This is a genomic window from Actinoplanes sp. M2I2 (assembly GCF_023544445.1).
Taxonomy (GTDB): domain Bacteria; phylum Actinomycetota; class Actinomycetes; order Mycobacteriales; family Micromonosporaceae; genus Actinoplanes.
In genome coordinates, this window is sequence record NZ_JALPVJ010000005.1 from 390,318 (window position 1) to 410,926 (window position 20,609).

General features: G+C 71.3%; 16 protein-coding genes. 12 read left to right on the plus strand and 4 right to left on the minus strand.

Features of this window, described 5'->3' with window-relative positions; translation table 11 throughout:
- Positions 1–168: 168 nt before the first annotated feature.
- From HJC40_RS12810 to HJC40_RS12835, 6 genes are all read left to right on the plus strand, one after another.
- Complete coding sequence (locus HJC40_RS12810) at positions 169–1,905, plus strand: hydrogenase maturation protein (RefSeq protein WP_250001147.1); 1,737 nt, start codon at positions 169–171, stop codon at positions 1,903–1,905.
- The gene (locus HJC40_RS12815; RefSeq protein ID WP_250001148.1) at positions 1,905–3,665 is read left to right on the plus strand and encodes a glycosyltransferase family 2 protein; all 1,761 of its coding nucleotides are present in this window, start codon (positions 1,905–1,907) and stop codon (positions 3,663–3,665) included. The genes HJC40_RS12810 and HJC40_RS12815 overlap by 1 nt, the downstream gene beginning before the upstream one ends.
- 32 nt (positions 3,666–3,697) lie before the next feature.
- Positions 3,698–5,611, plus strand: coding sequence for a galactose oxidase early set domain-containing protein (locus tag HJC40_RS12820; protein ID WP_250001149.1), 1,914 nt, complete (start codon positions 3,698–3,700; stop codon positions 5,609–5,611).
- Entirely contained in the window at positions 5,611–6,615 is a 1,005-nt protein-coding gene (locus HJC40_RS12825; protein WP_250001151.1) for a glycoside hydrolase family 6 protein, read from the plus strand. Before HJC40_RS12820 ends, HJC40_RS12825 begins: the two co-directional genes overlap by 1 nt.
- A 166-nt stretch (positions 6,616–6,781) precedes the next feature.
- On the plus strand, positions 6,782–9,577 hold the full coding sequence (ppc, locus tag HJC40_RS12830; RefSeq protein ID WP_250001153.1) for a phosphoenolpyruvate carboxylase: 2,796 nt from the start codon (positions 6,782–6,784) through the stop codon (positions 9,575–9,577).
- A 199-nt stretch (positions 9,578–9,776) separates the two neighbouring features.
- On the plus strand, positions 9,777–11,192 hold the full coding sequence (locus HJC40_RS12835; protein WP_250001154.1) for a cellulase family glycosylhydrolase: 1,416 nt from the start codon (positions 9,777–9,779) through the stop codon (positions 11,190–11,192).
- 140 nt (positions 11,193–11,332) lie between these two features.
- On the opposite strand, the gene HJC40_RS12840 is transcribed toward HJC40_RS12835, so the two are convergent.
- The 3 genes from HJC40_RS12840 to HJC40_RS12850 all read right to left on the minus strand — a co-directional run bounded on the left by HJC40_RS12840 (position 11,333) and on the right by HJC40_RS12850 (position 13,282).
- Positions 11,333–11,872: a hypothetical protein gene (locus HJC40_RS12840; RefSeq protein ID WP_250001155.1), complete on the minus strand. Its 540-nt coding sequence runs from the start codon at positions 11,870–11,872 to the stop codon at positions 11,333–11,335.
- The gene (locus HJC40_RS12845; protein ID WP_250001157.1) at positions 11,865–12,440 is read right to left on the minus strand and encodes a histidine phosphatase family protein; all 576 of its coding nucleotides are present in this window, start codon (positions 12,438–12,440) and stop codon (positions 11,865–11,867) included. Before HJC40_RS12845 ends, HJC40_RS12840 begins: the two co-directional genes overlap by 8 nt.
- Positions 12,441–12,526: 86 nt before the next feature.
- Positions 12,527–13,282: a hypothetical protein gene (locus HJC40_RS12850; RefSeq protein ID WP_250001158.1), complete on the minus strand. Its 756-nt coding sequence runs from the start codon at positions 13,280–13,282 to the stop codon at positions 12,527–12,529.
- Positions 13,283–13,430: 148 nt separating this feature from the next.
- On the opposite strand from HJC40_RS12850, the gene HJC40_RS12855 reads away from it, so the two are divergent.
- From HJC40_RS12855 to HJC40_RS12875, 5 genes are all read left to right on the plus strand, one after another.
- A complete protein-coding gene (locus tag HJC40_RS12855) occupies positions 13,431–14,345 on the plus strand; it encodes an ABC transporter ATP-binding protein (RefSeq protein WP_250001160.1) in 915 nt (304 codons plus the stop codon).
- Positions 14,338–15,201: an ABC transporter permease gene (locus tag HJC40_RS12860; RefSeq protein ID WP_250001161.1), complete on the plus strand. Its 864-nt coding sequence runs from the start codon at positions 14,338–14,340 to the stop codon at positions 15,199–15,201. Before HJC40_RS12855 ends, HJC40_RS12860 begins: the two co-directional genes overlap by 8 nt.
- Positions 15,198–16,109 (plus strand): ABC transporter ATP-binding protein, encoded by a 912-nt coding sequence (locus HJC40_RS12865; protein ID WP_250001162.1) that lies wholly within the window; start codon positions 15,198–15,200, stop codon positions 16,107–16,109. Before HJC40_RS12860 ends, HJC40_RS12865 begins: the two co-directional genes overlap by 4 nt.
- Positions 16,109–16,819, plus strand: coding sequence for an ABC transporter permease (locus HJC40_RS12870; protein WP_250001163.1), 711 nt, complete (start codon positions 16,109–16,111; stop codon positions 16,817–16,819). The genes HJC40_RS12865 and HJC40_RS12870 overlap by 1 nt, the downstream gene beginning before the upstream one ends.
- A gap of 108 nt (positions 16,820–16,927) precedes the next feature.
- Entirely contained in the window at positions 16,928–17,494 is a 567-nt protein-coding gene (locus HJC40_RS12875; RefSeq protein WP_250001164.1) for a DUF4352 domain-containing protein, read from the plus strand.
- A 10-nt stretch (positions 17,495–17,504) separates the two neighbouring features.
- Here HJC40_RS12875 and HJC40_RS12880 read toward each other — a convergent pair whose 3' ends face one another.
- On the minus strand, positions 17,505–18,812 hold the full coding sequence (locus tag HJC40_RS12880) for a glycosyl hydrolase (RefSeq protein WP_250001165.1): 1,308 nt from the start codon (positions 18,810–18,812) through the stop codon (positions 17,505–17,507).
- A gap of 236 nt (positions 18,813–19,048) precedes the next feature.
- Here HJC40_RS12880 and cysC point away from each other — a divergent pair, with 236 nt between their 5' ends.
- Complete coding sequence (gene cysC / locus HJC40_RS12885) at positions 19,049–20,569, plus strand: adenylyl-sulfate kinase (RefSeq protein ID WP_250001167.1); 1,521 nt, start codon at positions 19,049–19,051, stop codon at positions 20,567–20,569.
- The last annotated feature ends 40 nt before the right edge of the window (positions 20,570–20,609 follow it).

Consider the following 20,609-nt stretch of genomic DNA (forward strand, 5'->3'; position numbering starts at 1 on the left):
GTCCACAAGTTTAGTCCGGCCCACCGACATTCTCCGGCTGCCGGCGTGATTCGGCGGCGGCGAGCGGTCGGTACCGGCCGCGATCGACAACGCACACTATGTCCGACATAAGTATTGATAACGGGGCAATAGTGGGCAGCGGCGGAAAGCATTCCCTGGGGAGGCAACGTGCGAATCCTGCTGCTCGTTACGGCGTTCAACGGTCTCAGTCAGCGCGCCTGGTGCGCGCTGCGCGAGGCCGGGCACGACGTCGGGGTGCAGCTGGCCACCGGCGCTGCCGATCTGGACGAGGCTGTCCGGGCCGTGGACCCCGACCTGATCCTCTGCCCGTTCCTCAAGCACCGGGTGCCGGCGGAGATCTGGCAGAAGTGGCGCACCGTGATCATCCATCCCGGCCCGGTGGGCGACCGCGGTCCGTCCTCACTGGACTGGGCCATCGCCGAGGGCGCGCGCACCTGGGGCGTGACGGCCCTGCAGGCGATCGAGGAGATGGACGCCGGACCGGTCTGGGCCACCCGGACGTTCCCGCTGCCGGCCGTGGCCCCGCGCAAGTCGTCGCTCTACAACGGGCCGGTCGCCGACGCCGCGATGGAGTGCGTCTTCGAGACGGTGTCGAAGGCCGCCGACCCCGACTTCGAACCGGCGCCGGCCGAGGCGTCCGGCGCCCGCCCGCGGCCGTTGATGACCCAGGACGACCGCGCCTTCGACTGGTCGGACCCGACCGAGCGGATCCTGCGCAAGATCCGGGCCGCGGACGGCGCGCCGGGGGTGCGCACCGAGGTCGCCGGGCTGGCCGTCCACGCCTACGACGCCATGCCCGGGGTGGCCCGGCCCGGGCGCCCGGGCACGCTGCTCGGTCGCCGGCAGGGTGCCGTGCTGGTCGGCACCGGCGACGGCAGCCTGTGGCTGGGCCACCTGAGAGCCGTCGAAGCCGGTCCCAAGCTGCCCGCCACCACCCTGCTCGGCTCGCGGCTGCGCGGTGTCCCGAACTCGCCGCTGCCGGTCGGCACCGAGCCGGAATCGCCGGTCACGTACCGGCAGGTGCGCTATCGCCGCACGGGCCGGATCGGCTGGCTGGCGTTCGACTTCTACAACGGCGCGATGGCGCCCGGGCACTGCCGCCGCCTGCTGGCCGGGCTGCGGCACGCGGCCGCCCAGGACACCGAGGTGCTGGTGCTGCGGGGCGGCACCGACGCGTTCAGCAACGGCATCCACCTCAATGTGATCGAGGCCTCGTCCGACCCGGCCGGCAGCGCGTGGGCCAACATCCGGGCCATCAACGACGTGTGCCGCGAGATCGTCACCTGCACGAAGCAGGTCGTCGTGGCGGCGTACGCGGGAAGCGCGGGCGCCGGCGGCGTGATGCTCGGCCTCGGCGCCGACATCGTGGCGGCCCGCGCCGGCATCGTGCTCAACCCCTACTACGAGATGGGCCTGTACGGCTCGGAGCTGCACACGTTCACGCTGCCCCGGCGGGTCGGCGCGGACGAGGCCCAGCGGCTGGTGGACGACAAGCTGCCGGTCAGCGCCGAGGAGGCGGCCCTGCTCGGGCTGGTCGACGAGGTGGGGCCGCGCCACCCCGGGGCGTACGCGGAATGGCTCAATGCCCTGGCCGAGCGCGAGAGCGACCCGCGCACCGCCCGGCGGCGGCGGCAGGCGAAGGCCCGCCGGCTGGCCGCCGAGCGCCTTCCGCTCGAGGTCTACGAGGCCCGTGAGCTGGCCGAGATGAGCCGCGACATGTTCGGCGACCGGTCCGGTTTCGCCGCCGCCCGGCACGCCTTCGTCACCAAGGCCGCCCCCACCGGGACACCCGAGCGACTGCGGCTGACCCCGGCCAACGTCAGCCGGATCGCCCCGGAACGGCGCCGGCCCGTGGTGCGCCCCGCAGTGCCGCTGTCCGCCTGATGAGCCCGGTCCGCGAAAAGGTCCCGACCGGCCGCGTACGGGTCAGCGCCGCGCTCCAGGCGGCCACGATGCTGCTGCCGGCGCGGTACAACTACAGCGCCTACAGCGTGCTGGCCGGACCGGCCGACGCACCGCCCACAGAGGACCGTCCCTACACGGTCCGGATGCGCCGCCTGGCCCGCCGCCGGCCGGTGCTCACCGTCCTGATCACGCTGTTCGCGTTCGCCTTCGAGAGCACGTTCTTCGGCTGGCTGATCGCGTCGATCGAGATTCCCGACCGGCGGCTCGACCCGCTGCTCTACGGCGGCGCCATCGGGATGATCGTCGCGACCGCCACCATCGAGCTGTTCCGGCTGGTCAACGTCGTCACGCTGTGCCTGGCCACGCTGTGGGCGCGCGACCCGGTGCCGGTGGTGCCGGACACCACGCTGCGGGTGGCCTTCCTGACCACGATCGTGCCGGGCAAGGAGCCGGTGGCGATGGTGGAGCAGACCCTGCGGGCCGCCCGCAACGTGCGCTACGGCGGGACGTACGAGGTGTGGCTGCTCGACGAGGGCGACGACGCCGACGTCAAAGCCATGTGCGAACGGCTCGGGGTACGCCACTTCAGCCGGCGTGGCATCGAGAAGTTCAACACCCCGGCCGGCGCTTTCAAGGCGAAGACCAAGCACGGCAACTACAACTCGTGGGTCGACGTGCACGGCGACGACTACGACGTCTTCGTCTCGGTCGATCCCGACCACGTGCCGCTGCCCAACTTCTGCGAGCGGTTGCTGGGTTACTTCCGCGACCCGGACGTCGGCTTCGTGGTCGGACCGCAGATCTACGGCAACTACGACAACCTGGTCACCCGCTGGGCCGAGTCGCAGCAGTACCTGTTCCACTCGCTGCTGCAGCGGGCCGGCAACCGGCGCGGGATCGCCATGCTGGTGGGGACCAACAACGCCGTACGCATCAAGGCCCTGCAGTCGATCGGCGGCCTCCAGGACTCGATCACCGAGGACATGGCGACCAGCCTCGCGCTGCACGCGGCCCGGAACCCGGCCACGGGCCGGAACTGGCGCTCGGTCTACACCCCCGACGTGCTGGCCGTGGGCGAAGGACCGTCGTCCTGGACCGACTACTTCACCCAGCAGCACCGCTGGTCGCGGGGCACCGACGAGGTCGTGCTGCGCACGTTCGCGCGGACGGCACGCCGGCTCGGACCGGGCCGGGCGCTCCACTATGGCCTGTTGATGTCGTACTACCCGCTGACCGCGCTGGCCTGGCTCCTCGGCGCCGTGAACGCGTTCTGCTACCTCGTGCTCGGCGCCCAGGGCGTGCACGTGCCGCAGGAGGTGTGGCTGATGCTCTACATCGACGCCGCGTTCTTCCAGATCGGGCTCTACGTCTTCAACCGGCGGCACAACACCAGCCCGCACGAGGAGGCCGGCTCGTCCGGCCTGACCGGCATGGTGGCCTCGACACTCTCCACGCCGATCTACGTCTCGTCCTTCGTCGGCGCGCTGCTGCGCCGCAAGGCCGGATTCGTCGTCACCCCCAAGGGCGACTCGACCAGTCCCGACCGGCTCGCGACCTTCGCGCCCGGGCTGCGCTGGGCCGTGTTCTTCGTCGCGATGCTCGTCGTCGCCGAGCTCACCGGCCACGTCGACAACGCGATGTTCATGTGGCCGGCGCTCAACCTGCTCATCTGTCTGACCCCGCCGGCGCTCTGGTTCGTCCTGCGCCGCCGTCGCCGACCCGAGGAGTCCGAAGCATGAAGCCCCGCCCCCGCCCCAGTCTCGCGCGCCGGATGGCCAGCGGAACAGTCGCGGTGGTGGTGCTCGCCGTGGTCGCGTTCGCGAACCGTCCGGTCCTCGCGGCCGGATCCGAGGCGCTGCACAACTACACGATCAGCCGTCAGTCGTACAAGGAACGGAACGGGCACTGGGCGGCCCTGCCGGTGCCGCCGGGCTTCAAGGTGAACGCCATCCACGCGGCCCTGCTGAGCACCGGCAAGGTGCTGATCGTGGCCGGCAGCGGCAACAACCGCGAGCAGTTCGAGGCGGGCACGTTCCGCACGGTGCTCTACGACCCGCGTACCGAGAAGTTCAGCGAGGTGCCGACCCCCACCGACGTCTTCTGCGCGGGCCACAGCTTCCTGGCCAGCGGAAACCTGCTCGTCGCCGGCGGCACCAAGTCGTACGAGGTGCTCGAGAAGGACGTGAAGCGGGCCGGCGGCGTCATGAAGGTCAAGAACGAGTCGCCGGACACCGGGCCGCGGGTCTTCGCGAAGGGCACGACGTTCCGGTCGGCGGCCGGGCACGAGTACGTCAGCCGGACTGCGTTCACCGTCCCGCCCGCGCGCAAGGTCGTGCACGGCCCGCACGTCGCCGTCACCGCCGGCGAGACCGAGGTCTGGGTCGACGCCGTCCGTCCCGGCGACGCCCCGATCGTCCGGGCCGGCGCCCAGTACCGGATCGCCGGCCTAACCGGACCCGACGGCAACAACCTCTACGGCGTGGCCGACAAGATCACGAGGGAGAAGCAGGAGTACGGCGGCGACAAGACGTCGTACGAGTTCGATCCCCGCACCGAGCGCTACCACAAGACCGGCGACCTGACCGAGCACCGCTGGTATCCGACGCTGATCACGAAGACCGACGGCGATGTCCTCGCGGTCTCGGGGCTGGACGAGTTCGGCCGGATCATCCCGGGCCGCAACGAGGTCTACGACGCCCGCAAGCGCACCTGGTCGGCCGCGCCGAGGCTCGAACGCTACTTTCCGACCTATCCGAGCCTGCACCTGATGGCCGACGGACGGGTCTTCTACTCCGGCGCGAACAGCGGCTACGGCTCGGACAAGGAGGGCCGGACGCCCGGGGTCTGGGACCTGGCCACCAACCGCTTCCAGCCCGTGCCGGGGCTGCGACAGCCTGAGCTCAACGAGACCGCCACCTCGGTCCTGCTGCCGCCGGCGCAGAACCAGCAGGTGATGATCTTCGGCGGGGGTGGCGTGGGTGACTCGCCGGTCTCGACCGCCCGCACCGGCCTCGTCGACCTCAGTGAGCGGCACCCGGTCTACCGCCCCGGACCCGACCTGCCCAAGCCCGCGCGCTACCTGTCGACCGTGGTGCTGCCCGACGACACCGTCTTCACCAGCGGCGGCTCGTCCGGTTACCGCGGCGGCCCGTACCGGGGAGCCGAGCGCAGCGACCTGTTCAACGCGCAGTTCTACGTTCCCGCGACCAATTCCTTCCGTACGGCGGCCGAGTCGACGGTCGGGCGCAACTACCACTCCGAGGCGATCCTGCTGCCCGACGGCCGGGTCATCACCCTGGGCAGCGACCCGCTCTACGACCGGACGGGCCGGGCGCCGGGCACGTTCGAGCAGCGCATCGAGGTCTACAGCCCGCCGTATCTGTTCCGCGGCGAGCGGCCGGTGATCGCCCGGGCGCCCGCCGAGATCGCCCGCGGCGGCGCCTTCGCGGTCGACACCCCGGACGCGGCCCGGATCGCCTCGGCGCGGCTGGTGCGGCCCAGCTCGGTCACCCACGGCACCGACACCGACCAGCGCTCGATCGCGCTCGGCCTGAGCCGCGCGGCCGGTCACCTCGAGTTGCGCGTCCCCCGGCAGGCCGGCGTGGCGCCCTCCGGGTGGTACATGCTCTTCCTCGTCGACGACCGGGGACGGCCGTCGGTGGCCCGCTGGGTCCGGGTCCGGTGATGGTCCGGCGCAGCCGCCTGCCCCTGATCGTCTCGGCCTCGCTCATCGGCCTGGGTGCCCTCGCGGTCGCCGCCGGGGCCCGCGAGCGCGATCCGGAAGTGCTGACCCCGCCGCCGCCCCGCGCGGTGAGCCCGCACCTCTACGTCGACCCGGCCGGCGCGGCGGTGACCGCGGTGCGGGCCCTCGAACAGACCGGGCGGAAGGCCGAGGCGACGGTCGTACGCCGCATCGCCGATCAGCCGACCTCGGTCTGGTTCACCGACGACGCTCCCGGATACGCCGAGCGGGCCCGCCGGCTGGCCGTCGCCGCGACCGCCGCGCGGCGGATGCCGGTGCTCACCCTGTATTTCATCCCGAACCGGGACTGCTCGGGGCATTCGTCCGGCGGGGCGGCCGACGCCGCCGCCTACCGGAGGTGGGTGACCGCGCTGGCCGGGGCCCTGCGCGGTCACCGCGCCATCGTGGTGCTGGAGCCCGACGCGGTCGCCCAGGCCGTCAAGGGTTGCCTCACGCCGGCGCGCCGGGACGAGCGGTACGGCCTGCTGCGGCACGCCGTCGCGGTCCTGCGCACCGCGCCCGGGGTGCGTGTCTATCTGGACGCGGGCAACCCGACGTGGATCCCGGCGCCCGAGCTCGGACCGGCGCTGCGCTCGTCGGGGGTGGGCGCGGCCAGCGGGTTCGCGCTCAACGTGGCCAACTTCGAGACCACGGCCGACAACGTGCGGTACGGGCTGGCCGTGTCCCGGACCGTGGGGGGCAAGCACTTCGTGGTCGACACCAGCCGCAATGGCAACGGACCGGCCCAGCGCGGGGGCGGCGACCGGCACTGGTGCAACCCGCCGGGCCGCCGGCTCGGCCCGGTGCCCACCCTGACGACCGGGTTCGCCCTGGTCGACGCGTACCTGTGGGTGAAACGCCCCGGTGAGTCGGATGGCTCCTGCGCGCCGGGACAGCCTCCGGCGGGCCACTGGTTCCCGGCGTACGCGCTCGCCCTGGCCCGGTGAGCGACCGGCCCGTGCTCCGACCGGCCAGGGCCGGCCCGGCGATCCGCGAGGGTCGGACAGGTATGAGACTTACCTCAAATTGCCCCCGGTGGGGGTCGCGCCGATACGATCGGCGAAGTCGGGACAGCGCTGTCCTGGAGCACCTTTGAGGCAAGGAGCGCCCCCGATGACCGACCAGCACGGCCACCTCGACCCCGACGGCCCCGACGCCGCGCTGCGCGCGGACATCCGGCGCATCGGCACCCTGCTCGGGCAGACCCTGGCCCGGCAGGAGGGCCGCCCGCTGCTCGACCTGGTCGAGGAGATCCGCGCGCTGGTCCGGCAGGATCCGCAGGCCGCGGCCGACCGCCTCGCCGCCATGGACGTCACGACCGGCACCAAGCTGGCCCGCGCGTTCTCCACCTACTTCCACCTGGCCAACATCACCGAGCAGGTGCACCGCTCGCGCGACCTGCGCCGGCGCCGGGCCCACGACGGCGGCTGGCTCGACCAGGCGGCCAAGCTGATCGCGGAGAAGGGTGTGCCGGCCGACGAGATCGCCGCCGCCGCGCGCCGTCTCGCCGTCCGCCCGGTCTTCACCGCCCACCCGACCGAGGCCGCGCGCCGCTCGATCCTGTCCAAGCTGCGCCAGCTGGCCGACGCGCTCGACGCCGAGGCCGCCGCCGCGGTGCTCTACGGCCAGACCGACAACTCGGCCTCGACCCGCAAGTTCGCCGAGCTGATCGACCTGCTGTGGCAGACCGACGAGCTGCGCCTAGACCGGCCCGACCCGACCGACGAGGCCCGCAACGCCGTCTACTACCTCAAGGACCTCTATGCCGAGGCCGCCCCGCAGGTGCTGGCCGACCTGGCCGAGACGCTGCGCCAGCTCGGGGTCGAGACCGCGCCGACGGCCCGGCCGCTGACCTTCGGCTCGTGGATCGGCGGCGACCGCGACGGCAACCCGTTCGTCACGCCGGCCGTCACCCGCGACGTGCTGATGATCCAGCACGAGCACGGCATCCAGGCCACCGAGGCCGCGATGGACCAGCTGATCGACATGCTGTCGGTGTCCCGGCGGCTGCGCGGGGTCTCGCTCGACCTGTCCGCGTCGCTGGCCAAGGATCTCGACAACCTGCCCGAGGTGGCCGAGCGGTTCCGCCGGACCAACGCCGAGGAGCCCTACCGCCTCAAGGTGCGGGCGATCAAGGCGAAGCTGGCCAACACCCGGGCCCGGCTGCGCCACGGCACCGCGCACGTGCCCGGCCGCGACTACCTGGGCAGCGACGAGCTGATCAGCGACCTCGAGCTGATCCGCGCCTCGCTGGCCCGCAACTCGGGTCAGCTGACCGCGGTCGGCGTGGTCGCCACGGCCATCCGGACGGTCTCGGCCTTCGGGCTGCAGCTGGCGACGCTGGACGTCCGCGAGCACGCCGAGAAGCACCACGAGGTGCTGCAGCAGATGTACACGCAGGTCGGCGAGGTGGACGACTACGCCGCGCTCGACCGGGCCGACCGCACCAAGCTGCTCGCCACCGAGCTGACCGGCCGGCGGCCGCTGAGCAGCGCGGACACGCCGCTCACGGACTCGGCGCGCAAGACCTTCGACGTGTTCAACACGATCCGCGACGTGCAGGACCGCTTCGGTGCGGACGTCATCGAGACGTACATCATCTCGATGACCCTGGGGGTGGACGACGTGCTGGCCGCGGCCGTGCTGGCCCGCGAGGCCGGCCTGGTCGACATCCACACCGGCCGGGCCCGGGTCAACATCGTGCCGCTGCTGGAGACGCCGGCCGAGCTGGACGCGGGCGGCGATCTGCTCGACGAGATGCTGTCGCTGCCGGCGTACCGCGAGATCGTGCGGGCCCGCGGCGACGTGCAGGAGGTCATGCTCGGCTACTCCGACTCCAACAAGGAGGGCGGCATCACCACCAGCCAGTGGGGCATCCACAAGGCGCAGCGCTCGCTGCGTGACGTGGCGGCCCGGCACGGCGTACGGCTGCGACTCTTCCACGGCCGCGGCGGCACCGTCGGCCGCGGTGGCGGTCCGACGCACGAGGCGATCCTGGCCCAGCCCTACGGCACGCTGGACGGCGCGATCAAGGTGACCGAGCAGGGCGAGGTCATCTCCGACAAGTACACGCTGCCCGCTCTGGCCCGCGAGAACCTCGAGCTCACGGTGGCCGCGGTGCTGCAGGCGACGCTGCTGCACACCTCGCCGTCGGTCGACCTCGAGCGGCTGGCCCGCTGGGACGCCACGATGGACGCCGCGTCGGCGGCGGCCTTCGCCGAGTACCGCTCGCTGGTCGAGAACCCGGACCTGCCGGCCTACTTCTGGGCGGCCACCCCGACCGAGTTGCTGGGCGCGCTCAACATCGGCTCCCGCCCGGCCAAGCGGCCCAACACCGACGCCGGCCTGGGCGGCCTGCGGGCGATCCCGTGGGTGTTCGGCTGGACCCAGACGCGGCAGATCGTGCCCGGCTGGTTCGGCGTCGGCACCGGCCTCAAGGCGGCCCGCGAGGCCGGCCACACCGAGGTGCTGCAGGAGATGTACGGCAACTGGCAGTTCTTCCAGACGTTCGTGTCCAACGTCGAGATGATGCTGAACAAGACCGACCTGACGATCGCCCGCCGCTACGTCGACACCCTGGTGCCCGAACACCTCCACCCGATCTTCGCCAAGATCCAGGAGGAGTACGAGCTGACCGTGCGCGAGGTGCTGTCCATCACCGGCACGTCCTCGCTGCTGGAAAATCAGCCCGAGCTCAAGCGCACGCTGGGCGTGCGCGACACCTACCTCGAGCCGCTGCACCACCTGCAGGTCGCGCTGCTGCGGCAGTACCGGGACGCGGGCGAGGCCGACCGGCAGACCGTGGTCGCCCCGGGGGCGCGGCGGGTGCCGTCCGACTCGACGGCCCTGGAGCGGGCCCTGCTGACCTCGGTCAACGGCATCGCGGCGGGGATGCGCAACACGGGGTGAGATGTCGTTTTCGCCAGGGCCGGGACGCTTCGTCCCGGCCCTTCGGCTTTTCTGCGGACGGCAGGCATTTCGGCCGCTGAATATTTGCGGCGCAGCAAGGTTGCGACTATGGTCCGGCATGGGAGCGCTCCCACACCCTCTTCACCGGGGAGCGTCCTCCCTCCCCCCGATCCCCTCGCAGCGATGGAGTCCGATCCCCATGCGCAGATGGAGACTGTTCGCCGGCATCGCCGTCGCGGCGTCCGCCGCCACGGTGGCCACAGTCATCGCCCTGCCGGCCAGCGCCGAGACGGCCGCCTTCACGGTGGTCAGCTCGTGGAACAACGGCTATCAGGGCCAGGTCGAAGTCAAGAACAACACGTCCGCGACGATCACGACCTGGCGGGTGCAGCTCACTCTCCCGGCCGGTACCACGATCGTCAACTCCTGGAGCGCCACGCAGTCCGCCTCCGGCTCGACCTACACGTTCACGCCCGCGGGCTGGAACGGCACGCTGGCCGCCGGAGCGTCCACTTCGTTCGGATTCGTCGCCAACGGCACCGGCCGCCCGACGTCGTGCCTGGTCAACGGCGCCTCGTGCGGCGGCACGTCACCGACGTCGCCCCCCACCTCCCCGCCGGTCACCACTCCCCCGGCGACGACGCCGCCGGCGACCACCCCGCCCGCGACCACCCCGCCGGCCGGGGCCACCCCGGTCGCCGCCAACGGGCAGCTGCGGGTCTGCGGCGTGAAGCTGTGCAACCAGAACGGCAAGGCGATCCAGCTGCGCGGCATGAGCACCCACGGCCTGCAGTGGTTCGCCGACTGCTACAACGACGCCTCGCTGGACGCGCTGGCCACCGACTGGCGGGCCGACCTGCTGCGCGTCTCGATGTACGTCCAGGAGGGCGGCTACGAGACCAACCCGGCCGGCTTCACCGCACAGGTCAACAACCTGGTCGAAGAGGCCACCCAGCGCGGGCTGTACTCCATCATCGACTTCCACACGCTGACGCCGGGCGACCCGAACTACAACCTGGCCCGGGCCAAGACGTTCTTCGCCGAGGTGTCGGCCCGCCACGCCTCGAAGAACAACGTCATCTACGAGATCGCCAACGAGCCCAACGGCGTCAGCTGGGCCGGCATCAAGAGCTACGCCGAGCAGGTCATCCCCGTGATCCGGGCCAACGACCCGGACGCCGTGATCATCGTCGGCACCCGCGGCTGGTCGTCGCTGGGCGTCTCGGAGAGCTCCAACTCCAGCGAGATCACCGCGAACCCGGTCAACGCGTCCAACATCATGTACGCGTTCCACTTCTACGCCGCGTCGCACCTCGACAACTACCGCGCCGAGGTGCAGCGGGCCGCGGCCACGCTGCCGCTGTTCGTCACCGAGTTCGGCACCGTCACCTACACCGGCGGCGGCCAGGTCGATCTGGCCAGCACGGCCACGTGGCTCGACCTGCTCGACCGCCTGCAGATCGGCTACGCCAACTGGACGTACTCCGACGCCTCCGAGAGCAGCGCGGCCTTCAAGCCGGGCACCTGCGGCGGCTCGACGTACGCCGGCACCGGTGTGCTGACCGAGTCCGGCACCTACCTGCGCAGCCGGATCAGGACCGCCGACAACTTCTGATCGGCCGGCCGACCCACGTGTGCCCCGGGCTTCCCACCAGGCCCGGGGCACCCGTGTCGGCCGGGCGGACCGACCCGGCTGGTCGGCACGAAGGGCCGGGATCCCGGCCCTTCGTCGTACGCCGTTCAGGAAGAGGCCGGTCAGGGCAGTCGATCGCGCAGTACCAGCCAGGGCCGCAGGCGATCCACCGTTTCGGCCGGCAGAAACGCCGTCACCGTCTGCACCCGATTGAGCATCTGTTTGAGGTGCCGCAGCCGGATCATGTCGGGCAGCGGCGGCCGCTCGCGCGTTTCGATCATGGCGGTGGCCTCGGTCAGGGACATCGACAGCCGCTCGAAGAACGTCTCGGCCACCCGTTCCGGACGCCACTCGTCCGGCAGCGCGTCCACCGCCACCCGCTCCGCGAGCATCCCGATCATCGCGGAGCGAGCCAGGCTCACCTCATGAGCTGGGCGCGCCGCCGCCTGTTCCATGCCGACCAGGGCACGACTGTAGGCGTCGACGTAACGCCGCCAGTCGGAGTGGTCCCTCAGGGCCAGATGGATGGTGGTGGTCAGCACGTCGGTGACGGCCAGCCAGTCCATGGGCACGCGCACCGGCGAAGCGCCAGTGCCGGTCAGCAGCCAGTCCGCCAGCCGGTCCGGATCGAACCGGTCGGCGTTTCGCGACGAGTCAGTCATTTCGGGAACATGAGTCCATACCCGTCCAGCTTGTGGGGAGGGTGTAGTGCCAGCCTTCCCGCCAGGCGAACGGCGCATCGACCTGATCTTCCAGAGGGACTCCGGTGAGGAGATGGGCCAGAGCCCACCGGTTGGCGGAATGGGCGATGAGAAGGACCTTCTTGCCATCCCAGTCCCGTGCGACTTCGGTGAGGAAGTCGCGTGTCTGGTCGACGACGTCCTGGTAGCTCTGCCCTTCGGGGAACGGCTGGTGGATGTGCTGGGACCGGATGCGTGCGAGTTCGCTGACCGGCATGCCGTTGAACGTTCCGTAGTTGCACTCGCGCAGCCGCGGGTCCTGGCGGATCGGGATCCCGGTTCCGGCGAAGGCGATCTCGGCTGTCTCGACGGCGCGAGCGAGGTCGGAAGTGAACACGGTGGCGATGCCGTCCGCCCGGCGGCGTTGTCCGAGCTCCTGCGCGAGCTTTCTCCCCACGTCCGACAGCTGTCCGGGCAGCCAGCCGGTGGCGAAGCCATTTTCGTTGTCCGTGGTGATCGAGTGGGTCTCGTAGATGATCTCAACTGCCATCAGGAAATCCTCCTCGCCGTCCTCGGACGGCCATCGTCGCAGCCATCGACGATGGTGACCGCGACGGCCCCGAGGCTGCGGTGCACCTAGGCGACGGCCGCGGTGAGCTTTTCGGCGAGGAGGAGGCCGGGCCTGGTCCAGGCGGCGAGCAACGCGTCGAGGTCGGTCGTCTCGGTGAGGAACCAGCCCGAATAGAACGTGCCGTTGGGCCACTCCCGGGTCTCGGAGAGCCGGTTCACCTGGGTCAGCCGCGGGCCGAGCCCCAGACGCCGGGCGACGTAGACGTCGGTGCCCAGCTGCCGTCCGACGGACAGGGCGGCCGGCGTGGGGGTCGAGCCCTCGGAGTGCAGGACGGCGTAGGCCGGGTCGAGCGCCGTGCAGCACGCCTCGAAATAGCGCAGCACGAGCGCTTCGCGCTCCTCGGCGGCCGCCCGTTCCTGCTCGTTCCAGAGCGCGCGGGGCACGGCGAAGGCGCCCGCCTCCATGGTCACCTCCACCGGGTGGCGCTCGGCCGGCACCTCCTCGCCCGGGGTCGCCTCGAACGACACGGCGACCGGGCCCACCCCCGGCATGGTCATGGACACCCGGTACGCGGCCCCGTCCCGCAGGGTCCGGCGCACATCCCGGGCCGAGCGGGCTCCGGCGTACGAGAGACCCGGCGCGTCGGGCACCCGGGAGAACGCGATCCCCGGCGGCCCGTAGAACATGGCGCCGCTGTAGGTGCCGCCGAATTTCTCCAGCACGTCACCGACCGCGGCCGGCGCCGTGTCGTCTCCCACCCGGTCCAGCCAGAGGCCGAACGACAGGAAGACCCCTCCCGGCCACATGGACGATTGCCTCATACATTGATGAACGCGCCGACCCCCGTCGAAGGTGCGGCCGCCGGCCGGGATAAGCCACCTGAAGCTGAGAGCAGGCTGAGAGAGCCCGAGAGTCTCTCAGGGTTTAACCGGATCCGGCCGGGTGCGTGAGGTTCCTAGGCTGAGAGCCGTGACCATCATCGCGACACAGTCGCTCACGAAGACGTACGGGGGCGGGGTGACCGCCCTCAGCGAGCTCACCGTCGACGTCGAGGCGGGCGTGATCGGGCTGGTCGGCGCCAACGGCGCCGGCAAGAGCACGTTCATCAAGATCATGCTCGGCCTGTTGGCGCCCACCAGTGGGGACGTGCGGGTGTTCGGGCTCGACCCGGTGACCGAGACCGACCAGGTGCGGGCGCGGGTCGGCTACATGCCGGAGAACGACTGCCTGCCGCCGGACGTGTCGGCCTCCGAGTTCGTGACCCACCTCGGCCGGCTCAGCGGGCTGCCCAAGACCGCCGCGCGCGAGCGGGCCTCCGAGGCGCTGCGGCATGTCGGGCTCTACGAGGAGCGGTACCGCCAGATCGGCGGCTACTCGACCGGCATGAAACAGCGCGTCAAGCTGGCCCAGGCCCTGGTGCACGACCCCGACCTGCTGCTGCTCGACGAGCCCACCAACGGGCTCGACCCGGCCGGCCGCGACGCCATGCTCGCCCTGGTGCATCGCATCGGCCACGAGTTCGGCATCTCCGTGGTCGTCTGCTCGCACCTGCTCGGCGAGGTCGAGCGCATCTGCGACTCGCTGATCGCGATCGAGGGCGGCCGGCTGCTGCGGGCCGACCGGATCTCGGCGATGACGACCGCCTCGGACGTGCTGGCCGTCGAGGTCAGCGAGGGTACGGACGAGCTGGCCGAAGCCCTGACACAGCTCCAGCTGACGGTGACCCGCGAGGGCCGCCTGCTGCTCGTGCCGCTCACCTCGGAATCCGACTACGACGCGATCCTGCGGGCCGTGGCCGAGCTCGACCTGCCCCTGCACCGCATCGACCAGCGACGCCACCGGGTGGCCGAGCTCTTCACCACGAAGGAGACGGCCGATGTCTGACGCCGGCGTCATCCATGACATCGGATATCAGCGCTACGAGGGCCCTCGTCTGGGCCGCTCCGCGGTATTCGGCGCGATCTACCAGCACGGGCTGCGGGCCTCGTTCGGGCTGGGCCGCTCGGCCAAGGCCAAGATCTTCCCGTGGCTGGTGGCGGGCATCGTCCTGCTCGTCGCGGTGATCAACGCGGCGGTGAAGGCCCAGGCCAACATCGTGCTGTTCGACTACTACTCCTTCGACGACACGATGAGCTGGCTGGTCATCTTCTTCGTCGCCATCGTGGCGCCCGAGCTGGTCTCGCGGGACATGCGCTCGGGGGTCCTGCCGCTCTACTTCAGCCGGCCGCTGCGCGCCTTCGACTACATCGGCGCCAAGTTCGCCGCGCTGGCCACGGCGGTGTTCCTGCTGCTCGGCGTTCCTCAGCTGATCATGTTCCTGGGCGGGGCGTTCACCACCGACGACGGTGCCAAGGGTGTCTGGAACGAGTTCCTCGACCTGCTGCCGGGCTGGGGTTACAGCGTGCTCTGGGCGGTGCTGTTCGCCTCGATCAGCCTGCTGGTCGCCTCGGTCACCGGTAAGCGGGCGTTCGCGGCCGGCGGTATCGTCGCCGTCTTCCTGATGACCACCCCGGTGGTCGGCGTGCTGAGCATCCTGCCCTCCACCACCGCGCAGCACCTGGCCGGTCTGGCCAGCCCGATGTCGCTGCTCACCGGCGTGCAGTCGTGGTTGCGCGGCCGGTCCGACCTCGATCTCGACGTCGGCGACTTCGGCGTGATCTACGGCATCGAATGGGTCTGCCTGGTGTCCGCCTGCCTGCTGCTGTTGCTGGCCCGCTACCGGAAGGTGGCCTCGCTGTGAGCGTCGTCGAACTCGAGAACGTCTCCCGCTGGTACGGCAACGTCGTCGCGGTCAACGACATCAGCATGACCCTGCAACCGGGCGTGACCGGGCTGCTCGGCCCGAACGGCGCCGGCAAGACGACGGTGCTGCACATGATGGCCGGCTTCCTCGCCCCGTCGCGGGGCGCGGTCACCATCGACAACTCGCCGACCTGGCGCAACCCGGGCATCTATCGCAGCCTGGGCCTGGTCGCCGAGCGCGAGGCGGTGCACGGCTTCCTCACCGCGTACGAGTTCGTGCTGGCCTGCGCCAAGATGCAGAAGCTGCCCGATCCGGCCGCGGCGGCCAAGCGGGCGCTGGACCTCGTCGAGATGACCAGCGCGCAGGACCGGCGGATCGACACCTTCTCCAAGGGCATGCGCCAGCGCACCCGGGTGGCGGCCGCGCTGGTGCACGAGCCGCAGGTGCTGCTGCTGGACGAGCCGTTCAACGGCATGGACCCGCGACAGCGCATGCACATGATGGAGTTGCTGCACAAGCTGGGCGACGAGGGCCACACCATCCTGTTCAGCTCGCACATCCTCGAGGAGGTCGAGCAGCTGTCCGGGCTGGTCCAGGTGATCGTCGCGGGCCGGCTGGCCGCCTCGGGCGACTACCGGCGCATCCGGCGGCTGATGACCAACCGGCCGCACGTCTTCGCCGTGCAGAGCTCCGACGACCGCCGGCTCGCGGTCGCGCTGATCGGCGAGAAGTCGGTGAGCGGCATCGAGGTCGAGGCGACCGGGCTGACCGTGCGCGCGTCCGACTACGGCAGCTTCACCCGTGCGCTGCCGCGCATCGCCCTCGGTGAGGGCATCCGGCTGCGCAAGCTGCTGCCGTCCGACGAGTCCCTGGAGAGCGTCTTCTCCTACCTGCTGGAGGCATGATGTCCACGGTCGCCTACATCACCGCGCGCGGGCTGTTCGGCCGCCGCCGGGTGCTTCTGCTGCTGCCCCTGCCGTTGCTGCTGGTCGGCCTGGCGCTGATCTGCCGGGCGTACGACGTGAGCCCCGACCAGTGGGGACAGCCGGTCGTCGTGGGTCTCGGCCTGGCCGTCGTGCTGCCGGTCATCTCGCTGATCGTCGGCACGGGGGTGCTCGGCTCGGAGGTCGACGACGGCACGATCGTGCACATCCTCACCAAGCCGCTGCCCCGCCGCGACATCATCCTGGCCAAGCTCCTGGTGGCGGCGGGCGTCAGCGCCGTGACCGCGGCGGTCCCGCTCTTCGTGGTCGGGGTGCTGGCCGATTCGGTCCGGTTCGGTCTCGCGCTCGTCGTCGGGGCGGTGGCCGGCGCCATCGCGTACTCGGCCCTGTTCCTGCTCCTGAGCCTGCTCACCCGGCGGCCGGTGCTGCTCGGGCTCGCGTACATCCTGGTCTGGGAGGGGTTGCTCGGGCGGTTCGTCAGCGGCACCCGGGTGCTCTCGATCGAGCAGTACGTCATCTCGATCGCCGACAAGATCGCGCCGACCGGCATGCTCGAGGGCCTGGTCTCGGTGCCGGTGGCCATCGTGATGAGCGTGGTCTTCGCGGTGGGCGGCACTATCTACGCGATCAATCGACTGGGATCGTTCAGCGTGGCCGGTGAGACGAGCTGACGGCAACCGCCGACCAGCGGTGGCTTCTGACCGATCGGCCCGCTGCGGACAGTGACGGGTGTCGTTTGGATGGGTTGCACCTCGCCCACCGCCGCCCTGGAGCGCCGCATGACTCGTCCCGCGCCCGCACCGACCGAGGATCGTGACTTCCCGGATCACCCACGGCCCAGCCGATGGCCGTGGGTGGCCGGCGTCCTCGTCGTTCTGCTCGCCGCCGCGGGCGTCTTCTACTACCTGCGGCAGGACGACAGCGGGCCGGAGACCGTGACGACCACGGGCGGCCAGCTCGGCCGGGCGGTCGAGGACGGCACGTTCGCCTTCACGGTCACCGCCGTCCGCTGCGGGGTGTCCAAGCTCGGCGACGAGGCCGTCGACCTCGAGCCGCGCGGTTCCTACTGCCTGGTCGACGTGCTGGTGAAGAACGGCGGGACAGCCGTCGGGTCCCTCGACAGCAGCTCGCAGAAGGCGTACGACGCAGCGGGCGCCGAGTTCACCACCGACGCGCAGGCCGAGACCTTCGTGAACACCGACGCCCAGAACTTCCTCGACCAGATCAATCCGGGCGCCCAGGTCAGGGGAACGCTGGTCTTCGACGTACCGGAGAGGACAGCACTCGCCTCGCTGGTGCTGCACGAGACGTCCTCCTCGGCCGGCGCCCGGATCGCCGTCGGATGAGCGGCCGCGGTCAGCGCCTCGGCGTGACCGCGACCTGGAAGATCGGCAACCGGCCGAGCCTGCGGTACGCGTCCAGGGCGGCCGGCGTGCTGTCCACCGACGAGTCCTGGCCCTTCTGGTTGCTCGGCGTCTCGAACTGCACCATCGCCTTGATCCGCGGGAACTCCCGGATCTCGCTGCCCATCCGGCGGTAGAAGTCGGCCTTGTACCGCGGGTTCCGCTTCGACGACCAGACCCCCCACTCGGCCAGCATCAGCGGCTTGCGGGGGTGCCGGGCGGCCATCCAGTTGTAGAAGCCGGGCCAGGCGCGCTTGCCCTCGAGCCGGCGGTTGAAGACCTCGGAGAACTGGCCGTGGCCGTAGCCGGGGTCGCTGTAGGCGTAGGTGTCGAGGCCGATCCAGTCGACCACGTCGTCCCCCGGGTACATCTGGGCGAACCAGCTCTTCTGCGCGTGCGGCACGTAGGTCATGTGCACCAGCACGCTGACGATGTTGTCGGCGCCCTTGGCCCGCAGCCGCTTGATCACGTGGCGGTACATCGCGGCGTAGTCGCGCGCGGTGTAGCCGGAGCCGGCCTTCTCGCGGACGTCGTTCTCGCCCTCGTGGTGCACGGCGAAGAAGAACTGCTCGGGGAAGTTCTTCTTGATGTGCTGGGCGAGCCGGTCGAGGTAGGCGTCGGTCCGCTTGTCGCCCTTGGCGATCTGGGCCCAGGAGGCGGACTCGGGCTTCCAGTTGAGGAACAGGATGCGCCGCTTGCCGGGCTGGTGGGCGATCCGGATCTCCTGCTCGGTCGGGAAGAGCTGGCGGATCCCGCCGTGGTAGGCGTGGTAGATCGCCTGGTGCCGGCCGGTCTTGCGCTCGAAGCGGGCCAGGGCGGAGGCGCCGCGGCTCTCGGTGTGCGCGCCGGGGGCCACGCCCCAGAGGACGCCGCAGGTGGGCACCAGGTTGTGACCGGTGCGGCAACGCCCCCCGCGGTGCGGCGGCGCGACGCCCAGTCCGTCCAGCTGGGCGGCCGGGGCCTGACGGGCCAGCACCGGGTCGCCCGGCCGGGCCGGGACCGCCGCGGGCGGCAGGGCCACCGCCCCGGCTCTCGCGGCGGCCGCCGACGCCGATGCCGATGCCGCCGACGACGTCGCCGATGACGCCGACGCGGCGGCCGAGGACGCGCCGGGCGCCGCGGCGGAGCCGGGCGCCGACGACGGCCGCCCCGCCGGGGCGACGAAGTCCGGGATGCCGGGCTGTCCGGCCGCCGGGGTCTGGGTGGGTACGGAGACGGTCGGGTCGTTGAACGTGCCGGCCGGAAGTCCGATCTGATCCACTCCACCGGTCCACGCCCAAGCGAGCGTGGTGGCGACGGAAAGGGCGAAGGCCGTGGGTACGGCTGCTATCTGGAGAAGCCGCAAACGGCGAGGGCGTGGACTCACGATCAGACAGTATTGTGACAAAGGTCCGTTTTGTCTATTACCGGCCGGGAATCGATGAAGGGAGACCCGTCTCGACCACGATCAGCGGGGCTGCGAAACTGTCCCCTAATCGGCCGCAAGGGGATACGGAAGTGAATGGTTCGGTGCTGCCCGAGGACGTGCTGCGCGACGCTCCGTCGTACACCCCGCACCCGCATGAGCTCGCGGATCTGGAACTGCTGCTCAGTGGCGCCTACGCGCCCCTGACCGGCTTTCTGGGCCGCGCCGACCTGAACGCGTTGCGCCGCCGGGGCCGGCTCGCCGACGGGACATCGTGGCCGGTCGCGGTCACTTTGGAGATTCCCGAGGAGATCGCGGCGCACCTGGTGCTCGAGGACCCGGCGCACCGGACGATCATCCTCACCGACCCCGAGGGCGCGCCGGTGGCCGCGCTCGAGGTGACCGACGCCTGGCCGACCGCCGAGCGCCGCTACGGGGTCGGCGGCACGGTGCGGCGGATGGGCGACGGCGGGCACGGTCCCTTCCAGCGCCTGCGGCGTACGCCCGAGGAGGTGCGGGCCCTGCTGCCGCCCGGCCGCGTGCTCGGCGTGATCGCCGACCGGCCGCTGCACCGGCCGCAGCTCGCCCAGGTCGCCCATGCGGCCCGCACCCTGGGCGCCCATCTGCTGATCATGATCCCGGTGAGCGGCCCCGGGCCCGACGGCCTGCCGCCCGAGGCGCTGGTCCGGGCGGTCTTCGCGGCCCGCGACCGGATGCCGCCGGCCACGATCGTCGCCGTCCCCCTGCTCACCCGGGGCGACGAGATGCGCGACGCCCTGCTGCGGGCCCGCGTCGCCGGGTCGTACGGCGTGACCCACGTGCTGTCCACCGGCGACATGCTGGCCGGCGGCAACGTACGCGTGCTCGTCCCGCGCGATCTGGCCTACGACAACCGGGACGGCCAGTGGCGCTGGCGCGACGACATCCCGCCGCGCAACCGGCGCCTGGCGATGACCCCGGCCGAGGTCGACGACCTGCTCGACCGCGGCTTCCCGCTGCCCGAGTGGCACACTCCGCCGGCCGTGGCCAAGGAGCTGGTCCGGGCCCGCCCGCCGCGCCGCCACCGCGGTCTGGTGGTCTTCTTCACCGGCTTCTCGGGCTCGGGCAAGTCGACGATCGCCCGCGGGCTGGCCGACTCCCTGCGCGAGACCGGCGAGCGCACGATCACCCTGCTCGACGGTGACGTGGTGCGCCGCGAGCTCTCCGCCGGGCTGGGCTTCAGCAAGGCCGACCGCGACCGCAACGTCCGCCGGATCGGGTGGGTGGCGGCCGAGGTGGGCCGGCACCGGGGCATGGCCGTCGCCTGCCCCATCGCGCCCTACGAGAGTGCCCGGGCGGCCGTCCGGGCCATGGCCGTGGAGGCCGGTGCGGGCTTCGTGCTGGTGCACGTGAACACCCCGCTCGAGGTCTGCGAGCAGCGCGACCGCAAGGGCCTCTACGCCCGCGCCCGGGCCGGCCAGCTGCGCGGCATGACCGGCATCGACGATCCGTACGAGGAACCGGCCGACGCCGAACTGTCGATCGATACGACGACCATCACCGTGCCCGCGGCGATCGAAATGGTCGTGTCCTATCTGATCGAGCACGGCTGGGTGGAGCCGAATATGCCGTAGTGCCCATCACGTAGGCGGGAGTGAGCCGTTTACCCCTCCG

Bases quoted from the DNA above. Each gene is read 5' to 3' on its own strand.
- HJC40_RS12815 (WP_250001148.1), top strand. From the start codon at position 1,905: ATGAGCCCGGTCCGCGAAAAGGTCCCGACCGGCCGCGTACGGGTCAGC.
- HJC40_RS12820 (WP_250001149.1), top strand. From the start codon at position 3,698: ATGGCCAGCGGAACAGTCGCGGTGGTGGTGCTCGCCGTGGTCGCGTTC.
- HJC40_RS12825 (WP_250001151.1), top strand. From the start codon at position 5,611: ATGGTCCGGCGCAGCCGCCTGCCCCTGATCGTCTCGGCCTCGCTCATC.
- ppc (WP_250001153.1), top strand. From the start codon at position 6,782: ATGACCGACCAGCACGGCCACCTCGACCCCGACGGCCCCGACGCCGCG.
- HJC40_RS12835 (WP_250001154.1), top strand. From the start codon at position 9,777: ATGCGCAGATGGAGACTGTTCGCCGGCATCGCCGTCGCGGCGTCCGCC.
- HJC40_RS12840 (WP_250001155.1), bottom strand. From the start codon at position 11,872: ATGACTGACTCGTCGCGAAACGCCGACCGGTTCGATCCGGACCGGCTG.
- HJC40_RS12845 (WP_250001157.1), bottom strand. From the start codon at position 12,440: ATGGCAGTTGAGATCATCTACGAGACCCACTCGATCACCACGGACAAC.
- HJC40_RS12850 (WP_250001158.1), bottom strand. From the start codon at position 13,282: ATGAGGCAATCGTCCATGTGGCCGGGAGGGGTCTTCCTGTCGTTCGGC.
- HJC40_RS12860 (WP_250001161.1), top strand. From the start codon at position 14,338: ATGTCTGACGCCGGCGTCATCCATGACATCGGATATCAGCGCTACGAG.
- HJC40_RS12870 (WP_250001163.1), top strand. From the start codon at position 16,109: ATGTCCACGGTCGCCTACATCACCGCGCGCGGGCTGTTCGGCCGCCGC.
- HJC40_RS12875 (WP_250001164.1), top strand. From the start codon at position 16,928: ATGACTCGTCCCGCGCCCGCACCGACCGAGGATCGTGACTTCCCGGAT.